General features: G+C 39.0%; 25 protein-coding genes. 14 read left to right on the plus strand and 11 right to left on the minus strand.

Annotated features, from left to right (window positions below; all coding sequences use genetic code 11):
• Nucleotides 1-243: 243 nt before the first annotated feature.
• The 14 genes from M1F05_RS18870 (at nt 244) to M1F05_RS18935 (ending at nt 10,732) form a co-directional block, all read left to right on the plus strand.
• Nucleotides 244-402 (plus strand): hypothetical protein, encoded by a 159-nt coding sequence (locus tag M1F05_RS18870; RefSeq protein WP_206083312.1) that lies wholly within the window; start codon nt 244-246, stop codon nt 400-402.
• Between the two features lie 242 nt (nt 403-644).
• Nucleotides 645-1,193: a tyrosine-type DNA invertase gene (locus M1F05_RS18875; protein ID WP_206083311.1), complete on the plus strand. Its 549-nt coding sequence runs from the start codon at nt 645-647 to the stop codon at nt 1,191-1,193.
• Nucleotides 1,194-1,601: 408 nt separating this feature from the next.
• Nucleotides 1,602-1,916 carry a helix-turn-helix domain-containing protein gene (locus M1F05_RS18880; RefSeq protein ID WP_206083310.1) on the plus strand — a complete coding sequence of 105 codons (315 nt, stop codon included), beginning with the start codon at nt 1,602-1,604 and terminating at the stop codon, nt 1,914-1,916.
• Nucleotides 1,917-1,926: 10 nt separating this feature from the next.
• A complete protein-coding gene (locus M1F05_RS18885; RefSeq protein WP_206083309.1) occupies nt 1,927-2,157 on the plus strand; it encodes a helix-turn-helix domain-containing protein in 231 nt (76 codons plus the stop codon).
• A gap of 179 nt (nt 2,158-2,336) precedes the next feature.
• Nucleotides 2,337-2,873, plus strand: a complete 537-nt coding sequence (locus M1F05_RS18890) for a fimbrial protein (protein WP_206083308.1) — start codon at nt 2,337-2,339, stop codon at nt 2,871-2,873.
• 68 nt (nt 2,874-2,941) lie between these two features.
• Nucleotides 2,942-3,478, plus strand: a complete 537-nt coding sequence (locus M1F05_RS18895; RefSeq protein ID WP_206083307.1) for a fimbrial protein — start codon at nt 2,942-2,944, stop codon at nt 3,476-3,478.
• Between the two features lie 92 nt (nt 3,479-3,570).
• Nucleotides 3,571-6,240, plus strand: a complete 2,670-nt coding sequence (locus M1F05_RS18900; RefSeq protein WP_206083306.1) for an outer membrane usher protein — start codon at nt 3,571-3,573, stop codon at nt 6,238-6,240.
• Between the two features lie 57 nt (nt 6,241-6,297).
• Nucleotides 6,298-7,086, plus strand: coding sequence for a fimbria/pilus periplasmic chaperone (locus M1F05_RS18905; RefSeq protein WP_206083305.1), 789 nt, complete (start codon nt 6,298-6,300; stop codon nt 7,084-7,086).
• A gap of 39 nt (nt 7,087-7,125) precedes the next feature.
• On the plus strand, nt 7,126-7,734 hold the full coding sequence (locus tag M1F05_RS18910; RefSeq protein ID WP_206083304.1) for a fimbrial protein: 609 nt from the start codon (nt 7,126-7,128) through the stop codon (nt 7,732-7,734).
• 10 nt (nt 7,735-7,744) lie between these two features.
• Nucleotides 7,745-8,281, plus strand: coding sequence for a fimbrial protein (locus M1F05_RS18915; protein ID WP_241016804.1), 537 nt, complete (start codon nt 7,745-7,747; stop codon nt 8,279-8,281).
• Between the two features lie 10 nt (nt 8,282-8,291).
• Nucleotides 8,292-8,789, plus strand: a complete 498-nt coding sequence (locus tag M1F05_RS18920; RefSeq protein WP_241016803.1) for a fimbrial protein — start codon at nt 8,292-8,294, stop codon at nt 8,787-8,789.
• Between the two features lie 2 nt (nt 8,790-8,791).
• A complete protein-coding gene (locus M1F05_RS18925; RefSeq protein ID WP_206083786.1) occupies nt 8,792-9,304 on the plus strand; it encodes a fimbrial protein in 513 nt (170 codons plus the stop codon).
• 18 nt (nt 9,305-9,322) lie between these two features.
• The gene (locus tag M1F05_RS18930; protein WP_206083302.1) at nt 9,323-9,859 is read left to right on the plus strand and encodes a fimbrial protein; all 537 of its coding nucleotides are present in this window, start codon (nt 9,323-9,325) and stop codon (nt 9,857-9,859) included.
• Between the two features lie 6 nt (nt 9,860-9,865).
• The gene (locus M1F05_RS18935) at nt 9,866-10,732 is read left to right on the plus strand and encodes a hypothetical protein (RefSeq protein ID WP_206083301.1); all 867 of its coding nucleotides are present in this window, start codon (nt 9,866-9,868) and stop codon (nt 10,730-10,732) included.
• 550 nt (nt 10,733-11,282) lie between these two features.
• Here M1F05_RS18935 and M1F05_RS18940 read toward each other — a convergent pair.
• The 11 genes from M1F05_RS18940 to M1F05_RS18990 form a co-directional block, all read right to left on the minus strand.
• On the minus strand, nt 11,283-12,377 hold the full coding sequence (locus M1F05_RS18940) for an HpaII family restriction endonuclease (protein WP_318825898.1): 1,095 nt from the start codon (nt 12,375-12,377) through the stop codon (nt 11,283-11,285).
• Nucleotides 12,374-13,372: a DNA cytosine methyltransferase gene (locus M1F05_RS18945; protein WP_241016802.1), complete on the minus strand. Its 999-nt coding sequence runs from the start codon at nt 13,370-13,372 to the stop codon at nt 12,374-12,376. The genes M1F05_RS18940 and M1F05_RS18945 overlap by 4 nt, the downstream gene beginning before the upstream one ends.
• A gap of 593 nt (nt 13,373-13,965) precedes the next feature.
• Nucleotides 13,966-14,928, minus strand: a complete 963-nt coding sequence (locus M1F05_RS18950; protein WP_210815400.1) for a hypothetical protein — start codon at nt 14,926-14,928, stop codon at nt 13,966-13,968.
• Nucleotides 14,929-15,014: 86 nt separating this feature from the next.
• Complete coding sequence (locus M1F05_RS18955) at nt 15,015-15,464, minus strand: IrmA family protein (protein ID WP_154637183.1); 450 nt, start codon at nt 15,462-15,464, stop codon at nt 15,015-15,017.
• Between the two features lie 64 nt (nt 15,465-15,528).
• Entirely contained in the window at nt 15,529-16,017 is a 489-nt protein-coding gene (locus M1F05_RS18960; RefSeq protein WP_154637182.1) for a hypothetical protein, read from the minus strand.
• A 150-nt stretch (nt 16,018-16,167) separates the two neighbouring features.
• A complete protein-coding gene (locus M1F05_RS18965; RefSeq protein WP_154637181.1) occupies nt 16,168-16,641 on the minus strand; it encodes a hypothetical protein in 474 nt (157 codons plus the stop codon).
• Nucleotides 16,642-16,645: 4 nt separating this feature from the next.
• A complete protein-coding gene (locus M1F05_RS18970) occupies nt 16,646-16,822 on the minus strand; it encodes a hypothetical protein (protein ID WP_210815399.1) in 177 nt (58 codons plus the stop codon).
• The gene (locus M1F05_RS18975) at nt 16,819-17,526 is read right to left on the minus strand and encodes a helix-turn-helix transcriptional regulator (protein WP_210815398.1); all 708 of its coding nucleotides are present in this window, start codon (nt 17,524-17,526) and stop codon (nt 16,819-16,821) included. Before M1F05_RS18975 ends, M1F05_RS18970 begins: the two co-directional genes overlap by 4 nt.
• 211 nt (nt 17,527-17,737) lie before the next feature.
• The gene (locus tag M1F05_RS18980) at nt 17,738-18,574 is read right to left on the minus strand and encodes a DUF932 domain-containing protein (protein WP_154637192.1); all 837 of its coding nucleotides are present in this window, start codon (nt 18,572-18,574) and stop codon (nt 17,738-17,740) included.
• 13 nt (nt 18,575-18,587) lie between these two features.
• Nucleotides 18,588-19,013 carry an antirestriction protein gene (locus M1F05_RS18985; protein ID WP_154637193.1) on the minus strand — a complete coding sequence of 142 codons (426 nt, stop codon included), beginning with the start codon at nt 19,011-19,013 and terminating at the stop codon, nt 18,588-18,590.
• Between the two features lie 91 nt (nt 19,014-19,104).
• The gene (locus M1F05_RS18990; RefSeq protein WP_154637194.1) at nt 19,105-19,968 is read right to left on the minus strand and encodes a GTPase family protein; all 864 of its coding nucleotides are present in this window, start codon (nt 19,966-19,968) and stop codon (nt 19,105-19,107) included.
• Between the last annotated feature and the right edge of the window lie 19 nt (nt 19,969-19,987).

Genomic DNA, 19,987 nt, shown 5'->3' on the forward strand with positions numbered 1-19,987 from the left:
TTTTTGAAATTTATTTTTGGTATTTTTCACTTCTCTGATTTCAATAGTTATTTTATAGCGGGCATATAGATGGGTATTGTGCGCGATCAATAATGTATGACAAAAGTAAGGAGGGTGACCTTGATTCAGAAATTAACATTAAATAATTTTATTTCAATAAGTTACATAGAAGCCGTATTTTAAAATGATTGTGCCTCTAGTAACCGACTGAGCTAATAGGAGTGATGAAGAAAAATAGGAGTAATGAAGAAAAAATGGGAATCGACCAAGAAAATAGCGATGTTCAAAACCCCTTTATGTGAAGGCGACAAAGCAGCAGCCGAGCTGCTAGGCTTTAATGAACCTGCTGAAAATCTAGCCTATGGTCTTATTGATTTAGGTATATTAGTTTTAGGTAATTAAAGCTAGCTTCAAAGCCAGATGAATACGGTAATCCAAATAAACGTTCATTCAAAAAATATGTGAAAAATGATTTTACAAATATTAAATTTAGTTAATTAAACTTTTATTACTATTTTAGCGGATAGAAAATGAACTTTTATTTCACCTATAGAATAAAATAATTATATTTATCTAAAAAGTAATGTGTTAGATGGAATAAGTTAGATATGATTGGCTTTTTCTGATTAAAATGGGAAATGTTCATGTCCACTCGTAAATATTTAACTCACCAAGAAATATCTCGTCTTTTAGCTGCTTGTCGTTTATCTCGTCATCCCGAACGTAATTCTTGCTTAATTTATATGTGCTTTATACATGGATTAAGAGCAAGCGAAGCTCTATCGCTAAAGTTATCTGATCTTAACTTAGAAAGTAAAGAGCTATATGTACATCGCTTAAAGAACGGTTTTTCTGTTAATCACCCACTGATTGATGAAGAGATCCCGCTGATTAAAGCTTGGTTAAATGTAAGGCGTACATGGAAAGGAGAAGAAAATCAGTGGTTATTTTTATCTGAAAGAGGGACTGCCATGACTCGCCAGCGCTTTTATCAACTATTTTCACGACTCGGTGAGCTAGCTAAGCTGACTTTAGGTATTCATCCTCATATGTTACGGCATGCATGCGGTTATGCATTAGCGGATAAAGGCGCCGATACACGTTTAATTCAGGATTATTTGGGACACACGAATATACAACATACAGTGCGATATACAGCAAGTAACCCAGCAAGATTTCGGGGGGTATGGTAAGAGAAAACCACTAGAAGAGTTGTCAAAATGCACCAAATTGACAAACGTAACGAATTAGGTGCATCTTAAGTTAAATGAAAATACTCGTCAAATACGTAGCGTGTAAATAACGCTATGTATATATTACTAAAATCAAGTACACCTCATTATGAAAAATCATTGAATTCATTAATTTTTTCATCTATTTAAACTCTTCGTAACACTCCAAGCTTACACGCTGTAATATTTTGAAATAATTTTTTTGAATTATTTAACCAATAATTCATTAAATAAAAAATTAAATACAAAATAATAATCAATATTGAAAATATTACTCTAACAAAGCATTACTGTTGTCAATTTGGTGCATTTTGACAATAGTTAAACAACCGTTAATAGATAACTTATTTATTTCACGGAGAGAATTTTATGCCATCTAACTTATCTCCTAAGGAAATTGTTGGGAGCAATATACTTAGAGCCCGTAGAGCAAAAGGCTTAAGTGGTTCTGATCTAGCTGATTTACTTTTATGCTCACAACAACATGTGTCACGTATTGAGCGTGGAGTTATTCGGCTGCATTTAGAACAAATTCAGCAAATTGCTAGCTCGCTTGATGTCGATATTAATTATTTATTAGATGGCGTTGGATTTCAAAATAGCTCAATAAATTATATCCATAATATGGAGTGTTATTTTAAATCTGAAGGGTTGTTTTCCCTATCTAGTCAATGTCTGAAATAGGTTTGACATTATGTTAATAATCACAAAAACACAAAAATTTAATATTATTGTCGGAAAGAAAATAAAAAAATATAGAAAGGAAATGAAATTAACCGCTGAGGAGTTAGGGCAATATATTGGCGTAAGCCAGCAACAAATTTCTCGTTATGAATCAGGCGCAAACCATATAAACATTGATTTTCTAGCTCAGTTTTCAGAGTTATTTAAGGTGCCAATTCAAGTTTTTTTAACAGACGACTAAATATATTTTTTGATTTTAATTTTTAATTAATAACTCAATTTTATTTATTAGGATTTGATTTTTTTGAATCAAGTCCTCGGGCTTTGCTTTTTCCAGTTCATTGCAAATAGAGTGTCTGCAATGAGCAATGAAAACTGACACTCATTCTTTATTTAACAAAAACATAGGACTTTATATTCATGAAAATGAAATCTATTGCAATGGCAACTTTTATGGCTCTGGGATTAGCTTCTGCAGCAAATGCAGCAGATCAAGGTCACGGTAAAGTAACGTTTAAAGGCGCTATTATCGATGCTCCATGCTCAATCTCTCCTAACTCAATCGACCAAACTGTTGAATTAGGCCAAATTTCTAATATGGCATTAGTTGATGGTGGTAAATCAACGCCACGTCCATTTGAAATTACTTTAGAAAACTGTGATATCACGAAACTGACTAAAGGCGTTCAATTAACCTTTAGTGGTGCTGCTGCATCTTTCGACAATACCAATAAAACATTAGGTATTGTTGGTACTGGTGCTGGTGCGGGGGTTCAGATCACTAATGGTAGCGGTAATGTGGTGACTTTAGGAACAGCGGCACCATTCCAACAAATTCAAAATGGTAATAACACCTTGAATTTCGCAGCTTACTTAAAAGGTAATGGTGGCGATATCAGTACGATCACTGCTGGTGACTTTAGCTCAGTAGCGGATTTCACTCTGTCTTACGAGTAATTCATCCTGAGCCAACAAAATTCATTTGTTGGCTCATTTCGACTGAATTGAGTGTAAGAGAGGAAGCAATGAATAATTCGATAACCTTTGGAATGTTTTCATTGATCTTAAGTTTAAGCCTGTTAACCGCGGTATCAACTGCAAAGGCTCAAGGCTCAGTGAATATGAATGGAAGCATTATTGAAACAGCATGTGCTATTGATGTCGGCAGCCGTGATCAAACTATTGATATGGGAAGTATTGCACTGACTCAAATTCGCCGTGATGGGCAAGGACCTGCTCGCCCTTTTGTTATCCGATTAGTGAATTGTGTTCTTGAACGCCAAAATCCTGATAAGCCGAATTGGCAATACTTTCGTATAACATTTGATGGCTCCCATGATAGAGGGTTATTTGGTGTTAACGGACAAGCTCAAGGTGTTGGATTACAAATTCAACGTGAGGGGGATGGTGAAATTGCCATACCAGGCCAAGGAATGTCCGTGAATTCACTGACGGCAGGAACAAAAGATCTCACCTATCGGCTGCGATTGGTGGCGAATAATCGCCCATTAGCATCAGGTCAATACTACAGTCAATTACGTTTCAAACTGGATTATGAATAGTCGGTTCCTCTCATCAATGAAGATCGCCTTTAACAGGTGAGCTTCACGAGCGAAATGACATTACGGATAAAAGAACGCAAAAGAAGGTCGAGATGATGACCCTGAATTTCATTCACACGCCTGTGTTACGGATAACTCGGCCTTGCAGATTAGGGCTTTTAGTCGCATTGGCAATTAGCTTTGGTGGTCACGCATCCGATATTAAATTTAATATGGAAATGCTAGACGTCAATGATCGTAGCAACATTGATTTAAGCCAATTTTCACGCCCTGGCTACCTCATGCCTGGCGAATACAGTTTTACAGTTTTCTTAAATAAGCAAAGTATGCCTGAAGAAACTGTCTTTTATTATGCACCTGAAGATAAATCGGATGAAAGCCTACCTTGTCTGAGCCCCACTTTAGTTGAAAAATTTGGTATCAAGCCTGAGTTGATGTCGACATTAAAGTGGTGGCACGATGGGCAGTGTTTATCACTTGAAAGTTTACCAGGAACTGAGGTTAAAGCTGATCTTGCGACATCCGCTATGTACATTAGTTTGCCGCAAGCCTACCTCGAATATACCGCTGAGAATTGGGATCCCCCTGCTCGCTGGGAAGAAGGCTTACCTGGTGCACTATTTGATTACAACCTCAATGCCCAAGTCGGCCAACAAACTCGTTCAGGACAACAAACCAACTACAGTACCAGCGGTAATGGTGTTGCTGGTGTTAACTTGGGCGCTTGGCGTGTTCGTGCAGACTGGCAAATGCGCATTGATAAGCAACAAGGGCAAAGTACAACTACGTCCTTAGATTGGACTCGTTATTATTTCTACCGAGCCATCAAATCATTAGGCGCAAAACTCACCTTAGGTGAAGATTATTTAACCTCTGATATTTTTGATAGTTTCAGATTTACAGGGCTTAGCTTGGTTACTGATACCAATATGCTACCGCCTAATCTGCGTGGATACGCACCAGAAATTACTGGGGTCGCAAAAAGTAATGCGACAGTTATTGTGAGCCAGCAAGGACGAATTATTTATCAAACTCAAGTCGCTGCGGGCCCATTTCGTATCCAAGACTTGAACGATGCATTAGCTGGGCAAATCGATGTTGAAGTTAAAGAACAAGACGGTTCAACACAGAATTTCACTGTAAATACTGCAAGTGTTCCCTATTTAACACGACCAGGACAACTGCGCTACAAATTAGCCGCTGGACGCCCAACAAATTGGCGTCACCATGTGAGCGGCGATACTTTTGCAAGTGGCGAATTCTCTTGGGGGGTTAACAACGGCTGGTCACTGTATGGTGGTGGAATTGGTGCGGAAAACTATGCATCCGCAGCTATAGGGATTGGTCGTGACTTAATGGTATTTGGTGCATTATCATTTGATATCACTCATGCCAGAGCACATTTAACCAACTTAAGTGATATTGGAAATAAAACGCATCGAGGAAGTTCATACCGTTTAAGTTACTCAAAGCGTTTTGACACTTATAACAGCCAAGTGACATTTGCAGGATATCGATTCTCTGAACAAGGTTTTATGAGTATGTCTGAGTATTTGGATGCGCAGGAAACAGGTGCTCGCCAATACAACAGCAAAGAAATGTATACCATCTCTTATAACCAACAATTTTCAGAGTTAGGGCTAAGTGCATTTATCAACTATTACCATCAAACCTATTGGGATCAGCCTGATAATGACCGCTATAGCATTTCATTAGCGCGCTATTTTGATATTGGTAAATGGAAGAATCTTAGCCTCAACTTGACGGCATATCGAAATCGTTATCGTGAAAGTAATGATGATGGCGTATATGCGTCACTCACGGTGCCTTGGGGAGAAAAAAGCTCTGTTAGTTACAACAGTAGCTGGGATAAAAATGATAACTCACAGCGTGTGAATTACTACAGCACTATCGATGAAAGAAATAATTATCAACTAAGTACGGGGTGGGCGCGTTCAGGTGCACTCGTGAGTGGCTATTACACCCATCAAGGAGATTTAACACAGCTCAATGCGAATGCAACTTACCAGCAAGACCGTTATCGGTCAGCGGGATTCTCTTTACAAGGTGGCTTCACAGCAACGGAAAAAGGCGCCGTACTACATCGTAGCAGCCAAATTGGCGGTACTCGCATATTTGTTGATACCGATGGTGTACCTAATATCCCGTTACGTGGTTATGGCTCTATTGTACGTACTAACCGCTTTGGACAAGCCGTTATTAGTGATGTGAATAGTTACTACCGTAATCAAGTTAGTGTTGATTTGAATGCATTACCAGATGAAGCGCAAGTCTCCCAATCAATAAAGCAAGGTACTTTAACCGAAGGGGCGATTGGTTACCGTCAATTTGATGTTGTCGCTGGAAGCAGTGCAATGGCGTTGTTAAGGCTGTCGGACAATAGCACACCGCCTTTCGGAGCAATCGTATTAAATGGCCGTGGCCAACAAGTCGGTATGGTGGGTGATGATGGAAATACCTATCTCACTGGTTTAAAAGCAAAAGATACCTTGCAAGTCCGTTGGGATGACCAAGTGCAGTGTGAAATCACACTCCCTGATACCTTGCCAGAAGATGAATATTTACAGGCAAGCTGGTTATTACCGTGCCATAAACCGGGAGCAAAAGCCGCATCGCCAGCGACCATAAAGACACCATCAGCCAGCCGTGCATTAGAAGCAATGCCGAAAGCAGCAGAACTTGTTGTGCCTGTTGTTGAAAGAACTGCGCCAAAGTCATCAGGTCGCTGGTTACAAAAATAATAAAAATGGTGGTACGCAAAGAGAGATGAATGCTCCTTAACCATAGAAGATAACAATATGATGAATAACATGATGAAAAATAAAATGATGAATAAAAAAAATGCCCATAGAACAGCATTAGCGTTGGTTGGCGTTGTATTAACTTCAGCAACGCTATCTTCTGCTCAAGCGGCGGTTGCATTAGACAGAACTCGAGCGATTATCACGGGAGATGAGAAATCGATCAGTTTAAATATCAGCAATGAAAACAAACAATTACCTTATCTCGCTCAAGGTTGGGTGGAAAACGAGAAAGGTGAAAAAATAAGCGACCCATTTACGGTATTACCACCAGTGCAGCGTGTTGAACCTGGCGCAAAAAGCCAAATCAAAATCCAAGCACTGCCAAGTGCTGCTTCACTGCCGCAAGACAGAGAATCTGTGTATTACTTTAATTTGCGTGAGATTCCACCAAAAAGTGATAAGCCGAATACGCTGCAATTGGCATTACAGACACGTATCAAATTGTTTTATCGACCAAAATCAATTATTCCAACACGTGAACAAATGGATAACCCATGGCAGGAAAAAGTGACTCTTACGCGCCAAGGTAACCAATATACGATTAATAATCCAACTGCGTATTACGTTTCTTTTGTCGATGCTGTCCCCAACAAAAATGGACAAACGGTCGCAGGATTTGAGCCAGTGATGGTTGCTCCCAAAAGTAGCAAAGCACTGAACGTCAGTGCAGATGCATTAGGTAATAAACCTGTGCTGACCTATATCAATGATTATGGTGGTCGTCCAACGTTGTCGTTTACATGTCAGGGAAATAGCTGCCATGTGGTACCTGAAAAAAAATAGACTGATTTGAAATGCGCGATGAGATAGCAGGAGAATATCATGGCAAACACAAGCAGGATGCTCCGTTATGTGGGCTTAGGAAGTTTAGCGCTGAATTTATTCAGTAGTATGGCGATGGGAACCGCCCTAAATAAAGTTGATAACTGGGATGTCGATGGTTCACATGGCACGCTATATGTCCATGGAGCCCTGACGGAAAGTGCTTGTCGCTTAGCAATGTCATCAGCGTATCAAACTATTAATTTAGGTACTGTGGGAACAGGACAGCTTCAACATGTCGGGCAAACAGGTAACCCTGTTGCGATTGAACTGCGTTTAGAAGATTGTCTAAGTGGCGAAAGCCGCAGCCGCACTGCACAGGGGAATTTGTTGTGGAGCCAGCAGATGCCAGCGATGAAAATTCGCTTTTTAGCGCCTATCGATATTCAAGACCCGCGCTTGGCAGAGGTTATTGGTGTTCAAGGAATTGGCCTGCAATTAAGTGATGCCTCGCGTTCACCAATTAACTTAGGTGAGTACAGTACACCACAGTTGATTTCACCTGGGCAAAACCAATTAACTTACTATGTGACGCCAGTGCGTACCTCCGCCCAACTAAATGCAGGGGCTTATCAGGCGTTAATTAGATTCCAGGTAAGTTATGAATAGGGGCATGAAGATGAGAGAAGCTTATTTTCTTACGATATGCTTTAAAGCGCTTGCCCTCTCAGGGGTAATACTCTTTGGTGCTCTGATTTCACTCAGCTTTTCTTACAAAGTTATCGCTGCAAACTTAAGCACTAATATTCAAATTCGTGTGACAGTATACGGTGAGCCAGAATGCACCCTTGGCGGTGCAACAACGACTTCTGTAGATTTTGGCGATATACATCAGGCAAAGATTGACGGCACTTATGGGCGCTCACCTATTAATTACAATTTGGTATGTAATGGCTTATATAAAAATACATTAAAGATGACGCTGAAATGGACTGATAGGCAAATTAATGGTGCCTCATCGGTGACCACCAATCTCCCAGATTTAGGTATTGCCATTTACCGTGATGGAACCCGACTCAGTAATGGCGCGACACTCAATTTTAATTATGGGAGTTCACCTTCTTTATATGCCGTCCCCGTTAAACCTACAGGGGTAAACTTAACATCGGGTGGTGATTTTACGGGCAATCTTACGATGGTATTGGATTACCAATAGGATGATATCAATGAAATTATTCCGTTATCTTCTCTCGGTCTGCATGATGCTTAGCCTGTTTGGCCAAAGCCAAGCATCAACACTTAGTATCCAGCTAAAAGGTCGATTATTGGTGACACCGCCCGAGTGCATTTTGAATAACAACCAACAAGAAGCTATACATTTTGGCGATATATTGCTCCCACGTATCGATGGAATCCAATACAAGCGTATTGTACCGATGAGACTCAGCTGCACAAACCTAGCGAAAAACGCTATAAAGCTCACGCTTATCGGTGATGATACATCATTTAATAGCAATGGCGCATTGAAAACGAGTAACCCAAAACTAGGGCTTTCCTTTTATGTGAACAATGCTAAGCAAGTTATTAACCAGCCTTTCAATGTGTTATATACAGCGCTGCCAACCTTGGAGGTTGCGCCGGTAAAAAACAGTAACGCCGATTTTACGAATACCGATGGCGGATTTTTTACCGCGCTGGCAACACTGAAAATAGAGTATCAGTGAGAATGATTATGTGGAATAACAAGCAAATTAAGCATTGGATGGCAGGGTTTATAATGGTGATGTCCATATCTTCAGCGCAAGCAAATTGGGCATTTGATGGCACGTTAATTATTCCTCCTGTTTGCCAATTAAGCCATGACGACCCGATAAAAGTTTCATTCGGTAAAGTGGGCGTACGAAAAATCAATGGTACCGCCTTCAAGCAACCTATTCCTTTTCAATTAAATTGTGTTGGCGATATGACACAACCGTGGGATATCAGCTTGATATTCGGAGGAACACCGGCGGGAAGTGGATTTGATAATGCGACATTAAGAACGGTGACACCGTTGAATAATGGCAAATTAGGAATTCAAATTCAGAAAAATGGCCAACCTCAGCCATTGAATGAAGCTTTTTTGATTAATGCAGCTTCTCTGCCATCCCTTTCAGCGGTTCCTGTTATGCGTTCGGGAAGCGAACTCGTTGGGGATAATTTTACTGCATCAGGCACATTAACCATTATTTTTGAATAGGAGGCAGCTGTCATCACTATGAATATTAAACGTAATATGAGCTTTGCCTTTGCCTTTGGCTTATGGTTTTTGGGTACCACCATGGCCTTTTCTGCAAATGTGGAATTTGATGGCACGTTGATTGAAGATGCTTGTGACGTTTATCCAGGCGACGAATCGATTGAATTAGATTTCGGTACGATAGTGGATAAATACCTGTATCTGAATACTCAAACAAATAGCCAACCTTTTACCATTCGATTAATTAATTGTGATTTAGCATTAGGCCATGAAGTAAAAGTCACATTTATTGGCGCAGAAAGTTCGGCTTTGCCTGGTTTACTAGCGCTAGATGCAGGAAGTCAAGCATCCGGAGTGGCAGTTGGTATTGAAAGTATTTCTGGCGCAGCTATCAAAATTAACAGTGGTAGTTATACCCAAGGGCTGTATACCGGAAATAATAATGACCTACGATTTCAAGCGTATGTGAGAGCTGAGCCAGCTGCATTGCAAAATAAATCAATTGTGCTCGGTTCATGGGCTGCGAGTGCCACATTCAAATTAGATTATGAGTAAATCATTATGTATGCGAAAAAAGCAAAAATATACGGAATGTTAAATACAAGCCGTTTGAGTATTTTATTATTAATCATCGCGTTAGCATCTCTATTCCCATCTCGCCCAGCCAATGCGATCGCGTATGTAATGCCTGTAAGTATGACCTCTGGAGCTTGGCCTCGTGTTGAGATGGATATTCTTTCTTGGTCTGAAGCAAGTGGTATAACTAACCCTTGCTATGGGTCAACAGAATGCTGGATAGGCCCAGATGTTCTGTATGCATCTGGCGCACCATCGTTGAGTGGTTCTTGCTTAGATTATGGTAACTGCATTCGAATTAACCAATATCGAACAGCGCAAGAAGTCGCTGAGGCTTTTCGATCTGCAAAAGGGATCCCTTATCGTGCATCATTTGTTATTGATAGCCCAAATGCAACTTGTATAGGATTATTCTATGTTAACCATAGACCAACTGCGGGTGTTAGGAATGCAATCCAATGGCCTGGTAGTGTCTGTGGTAAAATTCCACCGACAAATCAAACATGTAGTATTTCTTTACCTTCTTTTGTTAGTCACGGGGCACTCAGTAACACAAGCTTAAATGGTAAGAGAAACTCAGTTTCTGGCAATATCGCCTGTACACAGGCTACAAATATCAACTTATTTGCTCGTTCAACGACGGGTGAGCGTTATGTATATTTAAATTCGACTCCTAACTTTTATTCAGACCCATTAATTAACAATCAAAGTGGCTGGAATGGGGCAAACATGAATATTTCTGGAAATAATGCGGCGAATTCATTTACATTCACGTCTGAATTACATGCATCAGGAACGGTAACTCCTGGATATTACACTGGCAATGCCGTAGTCATCATTGCATTTAATTAGTTAATAAGAAACTTAAAACCCAACCATTCACCAACTTGATATTTGAGCAGCGTATTTTAACTAATATACGCTGTTTTTATCAATATTAATAAGTTTTAGTCATCTTCATTCCTGCTAAGTTTTCATATAATTAAACGTGTATTTAGTAGCTTGGGTTTTAAAAATAGGATCACGTAACTACATGACTCCTTTAAGTAAATTACTATCATAGCACTCTATTTATTTTTCTATTATATCAAAATCACCGACAGTCACTCTTATTTATTGTAGTTAGATAGGTGATTAAAAATAATATTTAAGTAAAAAAAGGATAAATATACTAATAGGATATTTTACGAGTAAATAATAAAGCAACTTGTGATGGACATATTTTAGCGAGAAACAACAGAATATAATATGTATGATGTTTTAGGTATTTTTGAAGGCTATCTATAACTTTAGTTAAATAATTAAAAGATAAATTTAAGACTATTTTCCATAAAAATATTTTTTATATTTTTCAGACATATTTTTATGGCGTCATTAGTGAAAATTATTTATTATAATCACATTATTTCAAAAACCTTATTTGCAAATTTAAATTCAAATAAACATCACCTAATTCATCTTCATAAAGTTCACCAAAAGAGTGCTTACTTGTACTCGCAGTGTCTAATTTGGTATTAAAAAATAAGTAATCTTCAAATTCATTTTTATTATATAGATGATAACACAATATATCCCCATCATTCTTAACAACTAAATACCCACCTGTAGCATCATATTTACCGCTCCATACTTTCGTCGGCATTAGTAGACCTACCGCAATATCTGTAAGTAATCGCTTTATTTTATAAGTATAAAAAAGGTGTTTTTGTTTATTATCAAAATTCATAGGATTTGATAATTCTAATTGTTCAACTAAATCTTTAACTTTTGAAATACTTGAAGTGAAATAGCTCAGAAGAATGTGCCCTATTATTTGGGGTAGCAAACTATCAATTAGCACTAAATTATTTGAAAATGTATCGCTAACGACTTTGTTGAATGTTAATTCACCACCTAATTCAGTAATTTTAGCAATTCTATTTAGAATTTTTTTTGGATTTTGTATATTATTAATTTTTTTTATATCGGAAGAAGCGAGTCCATCGACTTTGAATCTAAAGTTAGTTGCTTTACTTGAATTTAATAATGTAGAAGCAGAACCAATCTGAGATTTAATACTGAACCCAAGCATTGGCTGCTGATTCGTTCTCTCATCATGAATAACAATAATTATATCTGTTTTCTCTCTAGAGGAAGCTTTCAAAGACTTACAGTATATAGCCGCCATAAAAGCTTCAATTTCAGGAATAGAAAAAGTTGTATTTTTTTGTTTTTTGTTCTCAATGATCTTTTCAAGTGTTTCTTTTGCCTTTTGAGCAAACTCAGAAATAGGTAATCTTAGCAGTTCCCTACCATCATGGGTAATAAACACAACATTTCTATTTATCGAGTACTCAAATTTACCCGCAGACTCTTCCCTTAGTATTTTAATGACTGGGTAAACCACTCCTTCTAATTTTTCTAACGACTCGTTACCTGCAAAAAGTTTTTCATCCCCTAATATCTTTAAAAACGCATATACCTCACTCCACTCACCAATATTTCCTGTTATACTCATTTGACACCTAATAATGTTAAAATTTCTTTAGCAATCGCTTGGACAACGGGAACTGCAACTGAATTACCAAATTGTTTATATGCTTGAGCATCTGATACAACAATTTCATACTCATCAGGAAAGCCTTGTAACCTTGCCCATTCTCTTGGCGTCATTTTTCGTATTCCTTTACGGTTAACTTCACCTTTTATTTTAGTTACAGGCGTAAAATTAGACAATTTATGATCTATAACTAAATTACGTTCACGCCCCATTCCACCACAAACAACGGCATTTGCAATACCCTTGCTATCTAAAATTTGATATCCAAAACCGTTGCCTTTATCTTCATGTCGTTTTTTATGGTTCTCTAATGTGGATAAATATTGTGTTGAAAGGTAATATTTTACGGATACCTCTTCTTTTTCTAAAATATCATTCACGCAAGTGGTAATATTAGTAGGCTTAGGATACTTAAATGTATCAATATTCAAATCCTTTCTAAAACCAACAATAAATATTCTTTCTCTATTTTGAGGAACACCAAAATCTTTAGCATTTATAATTTGAGGCTCAGGAATAAAGTAATTTAAATCTTCCCTTAACACATTGAGGATCGTTGCGAGTGTTCTGCCTTTATCGTGATTTGTTAAACCTTTAACATTTTCAAGTAAGAAGACTTTAGGGTTGTGTTTTTTAATAATTTCAGCAACATCAAAGAAAAGTGTTCCTCTGGTATCTTCAAATCCTCCTCGCTTTCCTGCAATGGAAAATGCTTGGCAAGGAAAACCAGCACATAAAAAATCAAACATCTGAGGTATGGCGTTTTTTGTTTCGGGCAAAGTAATATCACCAAATGGTAATTCACCAAAATTAGCCTTATAGGTTTTCTTTGAATACTCATCCCATTCACTAGAGAATACACATTCCCCACCTAAGTTTTGCAACGCAAGTCTAAATCCACCGATGCCTGCGAACAAATCAATAAAAGTGAACTTTGAGTTATTTTTTATCATTAACAACACCATCTAAAAAGCCATCTGTCATTATCATTAATAAACCCTACTATCATTTACAACACCCAATAACTGTATATAAAACCAGTATAGGCCTATTTTGATAGCATAGTATACCTTTATTTTGATTATTCCAACATTAGTTCTTAACGAGGGAGTCATTATGTCAAGTGCTATTATAGACACCATCAACAATTTGATTTATCAATCTTTTTACTAACTGTTGTTAAGCGAAATACACTAACGATATGGGTTGACCTTAGTATACTTGGGAAGACTGAAAAGCGGGGAAAAGCCTTGTAAACTTAAGATTTCAGATACAAAAAAAGACGTCGGTTGACGTCTCTTGATGTTCTTATGGTGCGAAGGCCGGACTCATACATAATACTTAACCTCATGATCTAAATTAAAATATAAAAGTATAAAATTATTTATACCAACGCATGTACCAACAGATGAAATTCTTACTTTTTCTGATGGTTATCCAATTCAGGTAATTGTGATTCTAGTAAGCAGACCAACATCACTAACTTTAACATGGTATTATTGCATTATACCCTGTAAGAGACCTTATTTAAGTAAAGTATTTTACTTTACTCTTTCTCGGAATCATTAAACCACTTAGGCATGGAGCTCCCATCTATAGGTAATCTTATATATCTATCATCACCAAGTTCATCCTTGATGCATCTCAACTCTTCAAAGCCCCACTTTCCATCTCTATCAGAAAAATATACGGTGTATTTATCAACATGGAAGCCAAAGTATCTTTCTTGAGGTTCTGAAATTTCCAATTGACCGCAATGTGCTGAGACTCTCCACTCATAATCAGTAGAAATATCTAGAGCTAGCACCATGAAATTTGGAATCCACCGTAAAACTAATGATAATACGATGGTAGCAGCAGCCAAAAGAAGTACTGTAGTCATGAAGCGAATTCCCTTCAATTTACCAGCCATTTTCAAAAAGAATATATACAAAAGCGGCTGAAGAACTAAAAAGAAAATAAATACCATGGATGAGAATGTCCATATTAACTCAAGAAATGGTGAATTAGTTATATCCATATTACTTATTTTCATGAAAAAACTAGCTGCTATAGCGCTTACAACAAAATATACTATAGATATTACTGATAAAAGAAAAAACCAAAATCTCGAAATAAATTTATTCCCCTTTCTTTCAAGATCATAAAAGAAAAAAACACCATTAAACAACACTAAAATGATAAATACGAGAAGAACATATCTAGCAATTCCCACTTCATTCAAATTAATAAGTACCGATAGTAATAAAAATGAAAAACAAGAAAGTAACGTTAAGAACTTAGAGTAATCAATTTCTATTTCATCTTCATCTATAACTAAAAACCTTAGAAATGAATATCCCATTTTAAAACACAGGACACAGAAAAGTATAATTATTATAAAAAAAGAAAGAATAACAATTTCGTATTTAAGTGGGAAGCTAAAATTAACGATAAGAAAATTAAAGGTCAATAATAATAAAAATACAATTAGATAAATATTTTCTTTTATTTCTTTAAATATTTTCATGTGATCCTTTCATCTTCAATATGTTAAATTAATAAACCTTATAGTTTGAGAGTAATGCTGACGAAACCATCAACATTACTAACATATCACTTTCCTGCTACCGAAACCTTAGCCAACTCTGGATTATTAGCCTGAAAGATCGATAGCGGTAACTCAACCTTACGCCCATTCTGATCTTCCACCGCTTTAACGACTTCAAACTCAGCGACGTCCTCGCAAGGAATTTCTAATCCAGTAAACGTGGCACGAGTAGCGCTAGAATCGCCAAAAGGTTCCACTTCCAGTATCGTATCCCCTAATACTTTTCCTTTTCCATCTTTCATTCGCAGCGTTAGTTCAAGCGCACCAAACTCCGCATGGTCTAGAACCATATGGCTACCACCATTATCGAGGGTAAATGAGTAACCACAGTAACCTTGGTTAATAAAATTTGAGCTGGTATGTGTGATGCTCGCATAACGCTGTTGTTCTTCAGCCAAACTAAATGCACTGACTGCTAATAAACTCATCGCAAATATACTTTTTATCTTATTCATTCCGTTACCTTTTGTTATCTTGTATAGTCCTCGCTACCGCAAGTAACGGTAGCGAGAATGTTATTTATTGTTGGTTGGTTTGGAATCCACCTTTAGTACGATCTTTTTCTTTCCAGCGCGGTCGATTCTTGCCTGATAATTCTTTTTGCTGGTTCCAATAACCTATCGGATAGCGTTTGACGATAGTACCGCTGACACCAATGTCAACTGACGAATATTGCCCGTTATTAATGTATCCTTTTTGGACATAAGCATTAGGGCTACAAGTGCCTGTATCACGTTGTTGCCAGTTTCCGTCAGTTCTTGCCACGATATAAAAATCACCAAATGCGCAACCTGACGCAGATTTATGATTCAATATAGCAACATAGTGCTTGGTTGAACCAACAATCCTACAAGTACTATTTTGGCTTCCACACACTTGCCATAAGGTTTTACCGCCATCGCCTTTATATTCCCAAATGGTATTTTTAGGGGGCCGGCTGGTGGCAGAGGCGGATGATGTCATCAACCACAGTGAGGCCAATACAGTTACAACTACATATCTTTTCATTATAAATTCCTATCAACATAAATAGAAACGTCAGATTGACGCTTGATGAACACCGTCTAATGGGTGCTTGGTTTTCCCTGATATGGCGTATTCGATGGTTATCGGGTGAATGGTGAATAAGGTATCCACAACAAAAATTGCTGATCATGTTTAATGTGATGACTGACGGTTAAGTCGCACTAAAATCCAGTGACGAATTCGCCGATGAAGATAAAAGGCAATACCAGTGGCGATAAGCAAATCAACCAGTAATATCGTGGTGGCGATACCTTCAGTAAAACCGTATAGCCAACCGGATGACATGATGATCAGTAGGCTAGAGAGGGCTAATCCGATAATGATGGACGAGATAATGGCAATTAATTTGGGATTGAAATGGATTTTATAGTCAATCCCCTTAAAAGCACTCAAAACCCATAAGCCTAATTGCGCCAAGAGTTGTGGGGTAACCAAAGCTAAGAGATATAAAACGAAGTACATCAATGTGATCCCATACGGATTCATGATGAGAGCGATAAGTTGGAAATGTGTTAACAATACGCCAGTGATCCAAAGGCATAACAAAATACTGATAACAATAGCGATGCGTTCTAAACCCCGTTGTAAGTGTGAAATGGTGTTCATATTTTTAAGCTTCCTTATGTGATGATGAATTCACAGTGTGATGGTGACTTTGAATGGGCATGGCCCATTCGTGACCGCAATCGCGACATATCCAGCCCGTACCCCATGCAATGATGTCTTGCTCAGAAGAACAGTGAGGGCAATGTGTGGGATGCGATGCTGGTGGGGTTAATAACGTCATGGTCGGTTCCTTTCTTTGTGTGATGGAAGAGAGGTAAGTACTTGTGATATCAATCGAAAATGCGGTAAGGCTGCGATAAAACTGTTTTGTTGTGACAGTTGCATCACTGCGTGTTTCGGTGTGAAGGGGGTATTGAGTGATTGAACTTGCTGGATATCCTCTAACAACAAGACATGTACTTGCTGGTGGTATTCCGCCAATAAATACCACTGGCCTTCACGATAAATGAGTTGATAAGGTTGTAGTGGATTAAAACGACGCTCAGGCGTGAGTAAGCTAATGGATTGCTTACTGGTAATGGCATACACCAATTGATAGAAATGGTCGGCATGCAAAGCCGAAATCTTATGGGCATGATGCCAAATCAAACAAGGCGCATGGGGCTGCTGGGTTAACAGTAACCCGAGTAAGCGGCTATCTAGCCCCGGAAACAACCGAGTCATCCCAATCTGTTTCACAAAGGTAAGAACATCTTTGTCTCGATAAGCTTTTAGTGTATTGATGGGCAAGCGATAGCAACCTTGCCGACCTTCTACCCCCAGATAAGCCAAGCGTTCACGTAGATCGCGCTGTAACGTGCGTTCAGAAACATTGAACTCTTGGGCTAAACATGAGAGCACAAGGCTTTCTCCTGCCATTAAGCGGGCAATCAACGCAGAGAGTCGCACAGCCATGCGGTCATATTTTCGGTTAGTCTGAAACATAACGTATTGCTCTCAATAACAGGCGTTAGGAAATTAAGAAGTGAGGGAGTTTAACTTAGGGGATTGACAGGTTATGTCTGTTGGGAAAAATTCTCATTGGACTTTTTAGTGAAAAATCACTATAAGTAATTCATTGATAAATAACGTTATGCTTTTTATTTGAACGATAAGAAAGTAAGGCGTAACGACACAACCTGTCAGGGCGGGAAAATTAGTTGGGCTGGCGAGGGGCGAGTTGGTTAAATAAAGTATCCGCCATCACCCACAGGGCTTTATTGAGTTTGATATCGCCATCAATCCCATTTACTGAACGAGTACGAGCACGTTTTCCTTTTGCGGTTCTGCCTGATAATCCCCCTTTAATCAGGTTTTCTTGTAAACGTTGGTATACCGTCCAAAGGTCTTCTTTCTTATCTTCAACGCGCCGAGGCTGTAGAATTTGCTCTCGTGTGACTGGCTGGAACTCTTCACCAAAGCGGTAGGTCAAAGCCGCTTCAGCAAAGGCTTGCTGGGCTGGTGGGGGTAACAATAACGACTGCATACTTTCGCGTTTTTCAGCCACTTGCTCAAACGTATCGAGTACCTCATACGCCCCTTCAATTACTTTCCCCACCACATCCCCTTTGTGAAGTACTCTCACTTCCCCTAATACATCGCCGCACACCAAACCGTTGGAGCATACGGCTCTAAAGAGTCCCGGCAACATCTGATAGCTGCTTGAGCCATCATGGCTATTAAGCAGAATAATTTCAGGGACTTGTATACCCGTGATTTGGTCATGTCGTCTGAGCCGTAACATATGCTTGGTGTGCTCTCGACGACTGATATCCCGTACCCGAGTCTGGCAGGCAAAGAACGGATAGAAGCCTTCTTTTTGCAGGCTATCTAACAAGGTAATGGTCGGAATGTAGGTATAGCGTTCACTGCGAGAATCGTGCTTTTCTTCAGAAAACACACTCGGTACAGTACGGAATAACTCTTCGATAGTGAGTGGACGCTCACGACGAATACTGTTAGCAGAGCCAAAACGCGAAGCTAATAAACTCATGATAGACTCCTGATTAATCAATTAAGCGGAAAATGGCAGCGGATTCGGGATGTTGTGAAGCGTAGTCACGCAATTGATAAAAACGGTCGCACATCACTTCGCTTTCCGTTTGGAACGACCAGATGCTGTACAGGATCAGACACACCACAATCCCTGCCGCTTCTTGACTCACAGTGGCTTCATTGCCGTTGTGCATGTTGAATAGGGTTAAGGTGTCTGCGTTGATATCGGGGAATATAAAGGCACCGCCATTACTGAGCACGCCGTACTCCCAGTAACCGCCATGATATTCGTCGCAGAATTGACCCATCGTGGTGAAGATCACCACTTCAAAGGTAGCCCAGCCTTTTACTGCACCAAAATGGTTGAACCAAAAATCTAGGCGTTGCTCATCAGGGACTAATTCCATTGTGATAGCAGATTCAGTTGAATGATTCATTAGTTGATACTCCATTAAAAAGAAATAAAAAAGCGCCAATCCCGTTAAGGAGTGGCGCTAGATGTCATTAATGTTGCGTTAATTTAAGAAGCTAAAAGAATACGCTCCACAGGGACTTAGCGACGGAAACGATGCTGTTTTTGACTGTACCAATCGTGCTTTTTATCAAGACAGGTAGGGGAAGGATGTCTATCAGCGTATCGACGATATCACTGACGCATTGCCCAAAATCATTACGTGCAGAGTTCTCTACGGATTGCGTCCGGTAAGTGCTGCTCAGTTGTCTAGCTACCCCGCTACTGGCTTGCACCGGTAACGCCTGTATTAATTGCTCTGCTAATACAGTCAGTTGATAGTTTTCGATTGCAGATACAACCATCACAGGGTGATTCGGCTTAAATGCTGTTATCACGGCTTGTTGCTTCAATTCTAAGTTAGCTGCTTGCTCTAAGGATGGCTGGTGAGACAGTTCATTCCACTGGCGACAGGGTTCTATCTTGTCAGCTTGATTCAGCACAAATAGAAAGCGGTTTGGTTGATAACCACATTGCTCAGTGAGAAAGCGATAACACTGTTCATCAGAAGACCATGCCCTATCATCGGCTTTGAGTACCCAGATAATTAAATCCAGTTCTGGTAATAAGTTACGATATAGCTGGTGGTACTCTTTATCTCGTTCTATGCTTTCCCCCAGGCCGGGTAAATCAACAAAGGTGAGTGTATGGTTGTTCATCGTCATACTGTAGCGTTGGGCTTGGCGCGTACAACCTGAAACATTACTCACAGACGATAGACGGGATTGGAACAGAGCATTAATCAGACTGGATTTTCCAGCCCCTGTTTTACCCATTAAGCCTATGGTGGGGGAGTAATTGATAAGTTTATTCAAATGGGATAAAAACATATCCTTAACCCCTTTAGGGAGGAAAAGAAAATGATTTTCGAGTTTATTCATCGTTGCAACCTTAATATAT

The sequence above is a fragment of the Providencia sp. PROV252 genome (assembly GCF_033676005.1).
Taxonomy (GTDB): domain Bacteria; phylum Pseudomonadota; class Gammaproteobacteria; order Enterobacterales; family Enterobacteriaceae; genus Providencia; species Providencia vermicola.

Bases quoted from the DNA above. Each gene is read 5' to 3' on its own strand.
- M1F05_RS18965 (WP_154637181.1), bottom strand. From the start codon at position 16,641: ATGAACACCATTTCACACTTACAACGGGGTTTAGAACGCATCGCTATT.
- M1F05_RS18935 (WP_206083301.1), top strand. From the start codon at position 9,866: ATGTATGCGAAAAAAGCAAAAATATACGGAATGTTAAATACAAGCCGT.
- M1F05_RS18925 (WP_206083786.1), top strand. From the start codon at position 8,792: ATGATTATGTGGAATAACAAGCAAATTAAGCATTGGATGGCAGGGTTT.
- M1F05_RS18885 (WP_206083309.1), top strand. From the start codon at position 1,927: ATGTTAATAATCACAAAAACACAAAAATTTAATATTATTGTCGGAAAG.
- M1F05_RS18905 (WP_206083305.1), top strand. From the start codon at position 6,298: ATGATGAATAACATGATGAAAAATAAAATGATGAATAAAAAAAATGCC.
- M1F05_RS18930 (WP_206083302.1), top strand. From the start codon at position 9,323: ATGAATATTAAACGTAATATGAGCTTTGCCTTTGCCTTTGGCTTATGG.
- M1F05_RS18960 (WP_154637182.1), bottom strand. From the start codon at position 16,017: ATGAAAAGATATGTAGTTGTAACTGTATTGGCCTCACTGTGGTTGATG.
- M1F05_RS18910 (WP_206083304.1), top strand. From the start codon at position 7,126: ATGGCAAACACAAGCAGGATGCTCCGTTATGTGGGCTTAGGAAGTTTA.
- M1F05_RS18900 (WP_206083306.1), top strand. From the start codon at position 3,571: ATGATGACCCTGAATTTCATTCACACGCCTGTGTTACGGATAACTCGG.
- M1F05_RS18980 (WP_154637192.1), bottom strand. From the start codon at position 18,574: ATGAGTTTATTAGCTTCGCGTTTTGGCTCTGCTAACAGTATTCGTCGT.
- M1F05_RS18945 (WP_241016802.1), bottom strand. From the start codon at position 13,372: ATGATAAAAAATAACTCAAAGTTCACTTTTATTGATTTGTTCGCAGGC.
- M1F05_RS18985 (WP_154637193.1), bottom strand. From the start codon at position 19,013: ATGAATCATTCAACTGAATCTGCTATCACAATGGAATTAGTCCCTGAT.
- M1F05_RS18940 (WP_318825898.1), bottom strand. From the start codon at position 12,377: ATGAGTATAACAGGAAATATTGGTGAGTGGAGTGAGGTATATGCGTTT.
- M1F05_RS18890 (WP_206083308.1), top strand. From the start codon at position 2,337: ATGAAAATGAAATCTATTGCAATGGCAACTTTTATGGCTCTGGGATTA.
- M1F05_RS18870 (WP_206083312.1), top strand. From the start codon at position 244: ATGAAGAAAAAATGGGAATCGACCAAGAAAATAGCGATGTTCAAAACC.
- M1F05_RS18915 (WP_241016804.1), top strand. From the start codon at position 7,745: ATGAGAGAAGCTTATTTTCTTACGATATGCTTTAAAGCGCTTGCCCTC.
- M1F05_RS18970 (WP_210815399.1), bottom strand. From the start codon at position 16,822: ATGACGTTATTAACCCCACCAGCATCGCATCCCACACATTGCCCTCAC.
- M1F05_RS18880 (WP_206083310.1), top strand. From the start codon at position 1,602: ATGCCATCTAACTTATCTCCTAAGGAAATTGTTGGGAGCAATATACTT.
- M1F05_RS18895 (WP_206083307.1), top strand. From the start codon at position 2,942: ATGAATAATTCGATAACCTTTGGAATGTTTTCATTGATCTTAAGTTTA.
- M1F05_RS18950 (WP_210815400.1), bottom strand. From the start codon at position 14,928: ATGAAAATATTTAAAGAAATAAAAGAAAATATTTATCTAATTGTATTT.
- M1F05_RS18975 (WP_210815398.1), bottom strand. From the start codon at position 17,526: ATGTTTCAGACTAACCGAAAATATGACCGCATGGCTGTGCGACTCTCT.
- M1F05_RS18955 (WP_154637183.1), bottom strand. From the start codon at position 15,464: ATGAATAAGATAAAAAGTATATTTGCGATGAGTTTATTAGCAGTCAGT.
- M1F05_RS18920 (WP_241016803.1), top strand. From the start codon at position 8,292: ATGAAATTATTCCGTTATCTTCTCTCGGTCTGCATGATGCTTAGCCTG.
- M1F05_RS18875 (WP_206083311.1), top strand. From the start codon at position 645: ATGTCCACTCGTAAATATTTAACTCACCAAGAAATATCTCGTCTTTTA.
- M1F05_RS18990 (WP_154637194.1), bottom strand. From the start codon at position 19,968: ATGAATAAACTCGAAAATCATTTTCTTTTCCTCCCTAAAGGGGTTAAG.